This window comes from Nonomuraea sp. NPDC049637, assembly GCF_040675235.1.
Classification (GTDB): Bacteria; Actinomycetota; Actinomycetes; order Streptosporangiales; family Streptosporangiaceae; genus Nonomuraea.
The window spans coordinates 1-7318 of record NZ_JBFAOM010000101.1; the positions used below are offsets into that span (position 1 = coordinate 1).

11 protein-coding genes are annotated in these 7318 nt (G+C 69.5%); 5 read left to right on the forward strand and 6 right to left on the reverse strand.

What is annotated here, in order from left to right; translation table 11 throughout:
• Positions 1-550 precede the first annotated feature (550 nt).
• Positions 551-838, reverse strand: a complete 288-nt coding sequence (locus tag AB0J71_RS49330; protein ID WP_364421324.1) for a hypothetical protein — start codon at positions 836-838, stop codon at positions 551-553.
• 566 nt (positions 839-1404) lie between these two features.
• Between AB0J71_RS49330 and AB0J71_RS49335 the strand changes: the two genes are divergently transcribed.
• A complete protein-coding gene (locus AB0J71_RS49335; protein ID WP_352324551.1) occupies positions 1405-1695 on the forward strand; it encodes an endonuclease domain-containing protein in 291 nt (96 codons plus the stop codon).
• A gap of 15 nt (positions 1696-1710) precedes the next feature.
• On the opposite strand, the gene AB0J71_RS49340 is transcribed toward AB0J71_RS49335, so the two are convergent.
• From AB0J71_RS49340 to AB0J71_RS49360, 5 genes are all read right to left on the reverse strand, one after another.
• Entirely contained in the window at positions 1711-2235 is a 525-nt protein-coding gene (locus AB0J71_RS49340) for a hypothetical protein (protein ID WP_364421326.1), read from the reverse strand.
• A 780-nt stretch (positions 2236-3015) separates the two neighbouring features.
• Entirely contained in the window at positions 3016-3294 is a 279-nt protein-coding gene (locus AB0J71_RS49345; RefSeq protein ID WP_364421328.1) for a hypothetical protein, read from the reverse strand.
• A 19-nt stretch (positions 3295-3313) separates the two neighbouring features.
• Entirely contained in the window at positions 3314-3649 is a 336-nt protein-coding gene (locus AB0J71_RS49350) for a hypothetical protein (RefSeq protein WP_364421330.1), read from the reverse strand.
• Between the two features lie 48 nt (positions 3650-3697).
• On the reverse strand, positions 3698-4345 hold the full coding sequence (locus tag AB0J71_RS49355; protein ID WP_352324540.1) for a nitroreductase family protein: 648 nt from the start codon (positions 4343-4345) through the stop codon (positions 3698-3700).
• Positions 4346-4358: 13 nt separating this feature from the next.
• Positions 4359-5714 (reverse strand): MFS transporter, encoded by a 1356-nt coding sequence (locus tag AB0J71_RS49360; RefSeq protein ID WP_364421332.1) that lies wholly within the window; start codon positions 5712-5714, stop codon positions 4359-4361.
• A gap of 135 nt (positions 5715-5849) precedes the next feature.
• Here AB0J71_RS49360 and AB0J71_RS49365 point away from each other — a divergent pair, with 135 nt between their 5' ends.
• The 4 genes from AB0J71_RS49365 to AB0J71_RS49380 form a co-directional block, all read left to right on the forward strand.
• A complete protein-coding gene (locus AB0J71_RS49365; protein WP_352324542.1) occupies positions 5850-6317 on the forward strand; it encodes a MarR family winged helix-turn-helix transcriptional regulator in 468 nt (155 codons plus the stop codon).
• A 233-nt stretch (positions 6318-6550) separates the two neighbouring features.
• A complete protein-coding gene (locus AB0J71_RS49370; protein WP_352324543.1) occupies positions 6551-6703 on the forward strand; it encodes a hypothetical protein in 153 nt (50 codons plus the stop codon).
• Positions 6704-6717: 14 nt separating this feature from the next.
• Positions 6718-6957, forward strand: coding sequence for a hypothetical protein (locus AB0J71_RS49375; RefSeq protein ID WP_352324544.1), 240 nt, complete (start codon positions 6718-6720; stop codon positions 6955-6957).
• 239 nt (positions 6958-7196) lie between these two features.
• A partial coding sequence (locus AB0J71_RS49380; RefSeq protein ID WP_364414234.1) for a transposase occupies positions 7197-7318 on the forward strand: 122 nt, incomplete at its 3' end.

The window sequence follows — 7318 nt, forward strand, 5'->3', positions numbered from 1 at the left end:
GCTGATCAGGCTGCCGCGCGAGGCCGCCGGGCCGATCGCGCCGCTCGCGCACCAGATCGCCGTCACTGAACTGCTGCTGGTCGCCGTGGCGGCCCGCCTCGCTCCCGGCGGACGCCTGGCCGACCTCGACGCGCTCACCGAGATGTTGTGAACCGCTGGTCGAAGAAGCTGCAGTCCAGCAGTGTGCCGTCGGGCGCGCCCGCGTAGGCCGGGGCACGATGCCGAAGCGAGTCCGGCCGCCGGTGAGGTGGACGTGCTCGGCGGTGCTGCCGGTCTCGGTGTCGAGCATCAGCAGGCTCACGCCCGCCCGTCCCCGGCGACCACCGCCGCCTGCTCGCGCCCGAACAGCTCCACGAACCCCGGCCGGCCAGGATGTGGATCAGGCCCAGGACCACGCTGATCGGCATCAGCCTCACGGCACGCCCTACTCGTCGTTCCCGCAACGTGTCGCGCGAGTATCCGGTCAGGCTGCTGGATGAGGGGGTGATTCCTTCTCGGTTGGTTGGAGGAGATCGGTGGGTTCCATGCCGTGAGTTGAGAAACTGGGTAGTCACTTCGGTCCGATGAGGTCGGACAGGATGTTGGTCGGAACTGCCAGAAGGAGCCCGGCACCGAAGAAGCCCCATTCCCGAAGACGCTGTCGGCGAGCGTCGGTCTTGGTGTGGCTGAGGATGAGGGATTGGACCAGGGCAGCGCAGGCAAGGGTGAACGATATAACCATGTCGAAGGCATTGGCGGCTACGCTTATCGCTATTCCGATGAGGAGCAGGGCTTCCTGCCCTCGGTCCTTCTTCGGAGGACGCAGCTCATCGTGTTCCGGCGGGGTTGATTCGTTCACCTGGCAATTGGACCGCGATCCACATGGGCGCGGAGGCAGCTTCATCAATGTGCGACATGGGAGCCGCTCCGTCCTGGAGTGACATTGCGTTCTCACCCATGCGGTTTCCCCGACACTCGGGAGAGGAAGTCTTGGTGGTGATGAGTCGATCCGTTCGGACGTGAAGTCACCTCGAGAGCCCGGGAGGTCCTGTGGCACGCCGGGCCTGACGGGATCGAGCATGAGCGCGAGCGGAGCAAGCCGCCGGGCTGGGCCCTGACCTACAGGCTGGGCCAGGAGTTCGCGCAGGGCGAGGCCGCGCACGTTGCCGGCGTCCGAGGCGAGACCGAGGAGGTGGAGCGCGGCCGGCCGACGTGGCAGTCGGGACGCGGTGCCGCGTCCGGATCCAGCGGAGGCACCTGGCATGCCCGGCACACAGGACTCCAGAAGAGCGCGCCGAGGTCGCCCAGCCGGACGCTGAACGCGACACCGAACGCGCCAAGATCCAGGAGTGGTTGCCCGCGGCGGAGCCCGCCTGCTGGAGCTGGCAAGTCCCCGAGATTGACCGGGGCGCCGATCCGGTGGATGTGCTCGTTGAACGGCAGGCCGAACGATGCGCCATCTGCGGTGGTCGCAGCGCACGGCAAGTCTGGGACCATGACCACGCCACCGATCTGCTCCGCGAGCTCCTGTGCGTGAGCTGCAACGCCAAGGAGCCGTGCGGGGGGCGTGTTCAACCGGTACCGGGAGCGTCCGCCGACCGCGATCCTCGGGATCGAGATCGACACTTCGGACGCCCGTCGCTGGGTGCGCTCACGGCTGCCAGGCTCCTGGAGGACGACTCTTCCGACCTGGTCGCCGCCGCAATCGAATGGTGAAACCCGGCTGGACCCCTACCAGGCGTCCCAGACGACCTTGTTCGAGTTGCTCATGTTGTAGATCACCACGTTGCCGTCGGCCTGGATGACGAGTTCACAAACCGCGCTGCCGCTGCACGTTGACCATGTGTTGGAAGCCCATCTGACGATAGGGGGATTGTAGGCGTAGACCACGAAGTTGCCGTCGGTCTGGAACTCAGCCCGATAACCACTGGGCTTCGTCAACGTTTCGGTGGTGTTGGCCGCCCAAACCGCTCTGCCGTTGTTGTAAAGCACCAGATTACCGTCGGATTGCACGATCAGCTTCGCGGCGCCCGTCTGGCAGACCTCTTCCCCGCTCCTGAGGAGATTTCCGCCTCCCTCACTGATGTGCCAGTTATTACCGACTTTCCGCGCAGCGCGGAACTGACACTTTGGGTCATAAGCGAAGGCGGTCGATGTGGCAGCGTGCACGGCGTGTGCCGGCGGTGTTGCGACCGCTAAGGCTGCGGAGAGGAGCAGGGCCGTGGTGCTGATACGCGCAATTTTGGAGCGTCGCATGGTTGGTCCCCCCGCGACTGTTGCTTCCCCTAAGGGTTTGATAGTCAGGGCTACGCTACGGCGCGCCGAGGAGATTCGTCCATGGCCAAATGTCGCAGCTTCTTGGCTGACGCGAGGGGTGCCGTCGCCTGAGTTTCGTTCGACGCCTTTGGCATGTCGGGTTTCGAGCTCGTGGCGTCTCTCGTAGGGTCTCTCGCCTGGCCGGGCGCTCCGGCCGGTGCCATTACACGGAACCAGTGGACAGTTCCTCGATGCGAAGGCGAACCATGACCGCCGAGCTGCTGCCGCACCCGAACGCCGATCTCGCGTACCCGCCCGGCGTGCGCGGCTATGTCCAGGACCTCACGAAGGCGTGGCCACGGGGCGGCGGCTCGACCGCAGGGACGTGTACGAGCTGGTCCGGCGCGTCGGTCGTCAGGCCGGGATCGGCCCGGCCGGGGCGAGCGCCGAGCCCGAGCGGAGGGAGCCGCTAGCGGCGCCTCGAGACTCGTAGGCAAGTGTGTGCGGTGAGCCCCTTTGTGCTGCATGGCGGCTGACCAGCTCCGCCTTGGACGTGGCGGGGCGCCCGTCCGATCTACTGCGAGCGGGCAGTCCCCCGTCGCAGCGCTTCAGCGAGCAAGCGTAACTCCGCCTCGGTCACCATCGACTGCCCCGTCTTGGCTTGAAACCACTCCTCCCGAGCCTGTCTGCGGTATCTGCTCCACCTCGTCGCCTGCTTCTGGTCGGTTCGGGGAAGGCGTGCACGCGAGGACATCACCGTGATGGTGTCGGTCAGCTGCATCACTCCCATCGGAAAATCATGTAGCGCGTGACAGGCACGGTCGAGATGCCCGGGTCCTGCGCGATCAGGTCGAACGCCTCGTCCCACTCCTTGTCGGAGTACTTCATGACGATCGTGAGCGGTCCCCTGATGACGATGCCGGCCAGGACGTGACGCCATGTCAGGAAGGCGCTGAGCAGGAGTCCAAGCGGAATGCCTGCTGCGGCTCCGAGCAGGGTGCCGGCGACGAGCTTCCACGTCTTCGGGCCGCTCCTGCCACCTGCTGTTATGGCTTCCATCCGATCAGGAACGGAGCCGTCACGGCAGGCGCAGGACGCCGGCGGCCCGGCCGGGATGCTGCGGCGGGCGCTGCTCGCCGTCGTCGAGCTGGGCGCGCACGCTCCCGTCCGCCCGCTCGCCGGGCACGCCTTCCTCGCCAGGGCCGTCGCCGACCCCGACGTGCTCGCGCTGTACCGGACGGGCGGCGCGGCGGTCCACCGCGAGATCGCCGCCCTCGTGACCGCCGCCTCCGGGTCCGGCGGCGGCGCCGACACCGAGGCCCACATCCTGCTCGGGCTCGCGCGCGGTCCGGCCGACGGCGTGCTGGTCGGGGTGCTGGACCTCGCGCGCGCGGCCACCGCCGTCCTCGACCACCAGCTCGCCCGGATCGGGATCACCGGCCGGAAGGGCCGGAACGGGCTCTCACCAGCGGTCCCAGTGCAGGACCTCCTCGCGAGGGATGCGGGGAGCGGGCCTGAACTCGGTGCCGATGGTGAAGGCCAGCGGGATGAACGCGGCCAGCATCACCTTCTCGTACGGCACCCCCAGAACCTGGGCGAGCTCCCGTTCGAGGGGCGCCTGCGCGGTCGTCCACACCGTGCCGAGGCCGCGGGCCCGCGCGGCCAGCATGAAACTCCACACCGCCGGCAGGATCGACCCCCACGCTCCCGCCTGCGCCTCCACTGTGGCGCGGTCGGTGCGCCCCTCGACGCCCGGGATGACGAACGCGGGCACCCGGTGGATGTTGGCGGCCAGGTGACGCAGCCCGTCGAAGACCCGCTCGGTGGAGCCGCGGTGGTAGTTCATGCGCCACAGGTCGCGCTCGCTCAGCGGCTGCCCGGTGGCCCGCGACAGGGAGCGCAGGAAGAGGTCGGCCACGGCCCGCCGCTGCTCGGGCTCGGTGACGACGAGGAAGTGCCAGCGCTGCCGGTTGCGTCCGGTGGGCGCCTGTACGGCCAGGTCCACGCACTGCTCGATCAGGTCGCGGGGCACCGGACGGGTGAAGTCGAGGCGCTTGCGCACGGCGCGGGTGGTGCTCAGCAACTCGTCGGGCGTAAGATCCAGTGTCACGGCAGGTTCCCTTTCAGTCGATCGGTACGGCGGCGGGACGGCGGGCGCGTAGCCCGTAGGCGGCGACGACGGCCCCCAGCAGCGAGAACCCGCCCGCCACCAGGAACGCGAGCCGGTAACCGGCCAGCGGCGGCCCGCCCAGCGGCAGGACGGCGGCCAGCACCGCCACCCCGACCCCCGCCCCGATCTGGACGGAGGACGTGACCAGCCCCGAGGCCAGCCCCTGCCGCGCGTCGGGCAGGCCGGCGACGGCGGCGATGTTGAGGCTGGGGAAGGACAGCCCGTTGCCGACGCCGTGCACGACCAGCGCGGGCAGCAGCACGGTGAGGTAGTCGCCGGTGGCCCCGGCCCGCAGGAACAGCAGGATGCCCGCCCCCTGGACGAGCATCCCGGCGGCGGCCACCCGTCCCAGCCCCCAGCGGCTGATCAGCCGGCCGGCCAGGTTGGCCGTGACGACGATGGCCAGGCCCATCGGGACGATCCCGAGCCCGGTGGCCAGCGCGGTGTAGCCCAGCACCTGCTGCAGGTACAGGACGGTGACGAACTGCCAGCCGATGGTCGCGCACGCCCAGGTCAGCGCGGCGAGGTTGGCGGCGCCCACCGTCCCGGACCTGAACACCTCCAGCGGGACGAGCGGGCTGGGCCGCCCGCGTTCGATGAGCACGAAACCGCCGAGCAGCGCCACGGCCACCACGCCGGCCGGCCAGTTCCGCTCGGTCAGCGCGAACACCAGCAGCAGCACGCCCCCGGTGACCGCGACCGCTCCGGCGGCGTCGAACCCGCCGCGCGTCCGCTGCGGCCGGACGTCGCGCGGCAGTGCCAGCGGCGCCGCGGCCAGCACCAGCGCCGCGACCGGCACGGGCAGGAAGAACACCAGCCGCCAGCTGATCTCCGCCAGCAGGCCGGAGGCGATCAGCCCGGCGGTGTAGCCGGTGGCCCCGGCCAGCGAATAGACACCGAGCGCCCGGTTGCGCGGCGCGCCCTCGGCGAAGGTGGTGGTGATGAGCGACAGCGCGGCGGGCGCGGTGAGCGCCGCCGCCACCCCCTTGACCACCCGGGTGAGGACCAGCGGCCAACCCTCCGACAGCAGGCCGCCGGCCAGGCTCGCGGCGGCGAAGATCGCGAGCGAGGTCAGGAACACCCGGCGCCGTCCGAACAGGTCGGCTATCCGGCCGCCGAGCAGCAGGAACCCGCCGTAGGCGACCGCGTAGCCGGACATCAGCCACTGCAGGAGGCTCTCGGGCAGCGACAGGTCGCGGCCGATGGCGGGCAGGGCCACGCCCATCAGGGACAGGTCCATCGAGTCCAGGAACACCGCCGCGCACAACACCACCAGGGCCGTCCGTGCGACGCGATCAGTCCGTGCCACGTCCACTCTCCATCTGAGTACAAACAATTTGCTGACAGACGATTGGGACCGTACGGCTACAAATCATCTACTGTCAAACGATTGGAGGCGAGACGGTTTGCGTTAGACTCGGCGTCGGAGCGAAGAGGGAGATCTATGGCGACCACCAGGACAGGCGACCGCGCACGCCAGGCGTACTTCCCGCGGCTGGCCGCCGAGCGGCTGGACATCGCGTTGTGCCGGGCCTCGGCCGCCGTGGCGCGCGCCGCCGACGCCCACGCCGCCGCGCAGGGGCTCGGCGTCGGCCAGCAGCTCGTGCTCCAGATGCTCGACGCCGTCGGCCCCTGCTCGCAGCAGACGCTCAGCGAGGAGCTGCGCATCGACCGCAGCGTCATGGTCAGCGTCTGCGACGACCTGGAGCGGGCGGGCCACGTACGCCGCGAACGCAACCCCCGCGACCGCCGCTCCTACGCCGTCACCATCACCGACCAGGGGCGGCGGCGGCTGGCCGAGGCGCAGGCCGCGATCCCGGCCTTCCTCGACGACACCTTCCAGTCCCTCACGCCGCAGGAGCGCGACCAGCTCACCGCCCTCCTCGGCAAACTCCTCAACACCGGTTCCTGAGGCGCCGGCTCCTGAGGCGCCGGTTCTTGAGGCGCCGGCTCCTGAGGCGCCGGTTCTTGAGGCGCCGGCCGTGGCTGTCGTCCTCCTTGTGGCCGGAGGGACCGGCCTCGGGGAGGAGCCGGGGCCGCCGCCGACGTCCGACAATCGCAGTGCGGCCCCGGAGATCATCGGGGCATCCGGTGGCCGTCACGGAAGCATCTCGCGTACGTCGCGACCTCACCGCAGGAGCCCATGTGACCCGTCTTCGTCCCGTCATCACCGTCGCGCTGCTGGCCGCGGCCACAGTGGGGGCGCTGTCCCTGCCGGCCCAGGCCACCGAAGGCAAGTCATGCAACACCGGACCGAACGGACCCGCCTGCCACTCGCCCGGCTGGGGAACCAAGTAACAGGAAGGATCGCCATGCGTCACGCACGCCGCCTCGTCATCGCCACGCTCCTGGCCGCCGCCTGGGTGGTCCCCGCCGCCGTCGCCGCCCAGGCCGACAGCCGGACCGACTGCTACCAGATCTACAACCACAACTACCAGGCCCTCGTCGCCCGGGGCTGGAGCCCTGAGAAGGCCGCCAACGAGGCGCTCCTCTACTACGACGAGTGCATGCGGCTCAAGGAGAACCCCGCTTCGAGCACCCCGACCGACTAATGGGACCTACCGGGTCGGCCTCGCTGGCAGACTCGGCGCCTGGTAGCCGCTGGTGAGTGAGCACTCTCGTCGACCGGACTTCGAGTCCTGGGGTCAGATCGTGCCCTCACCGGTGGTCAAGAGTCTTTGATCGCTGATGGGATGTCGTGCCCGCCGATCGTCTGGCGTGAGCACTGGTCCATTAGGAGCTGTTTCTTAGATCTGCTGACTGATCGTGCCTGCATCGTCACGATTGGCCTATGGGTCGAGGTGACTTAACCAACGCGGAGTGGGAGCGGCTCAGGCCGCTGCTGCCCGAGGGCGGCCAGCAGGGTGGGCGGTGGAACGACCACCGAAGGACGATCAACGGCGTGTTGTACCG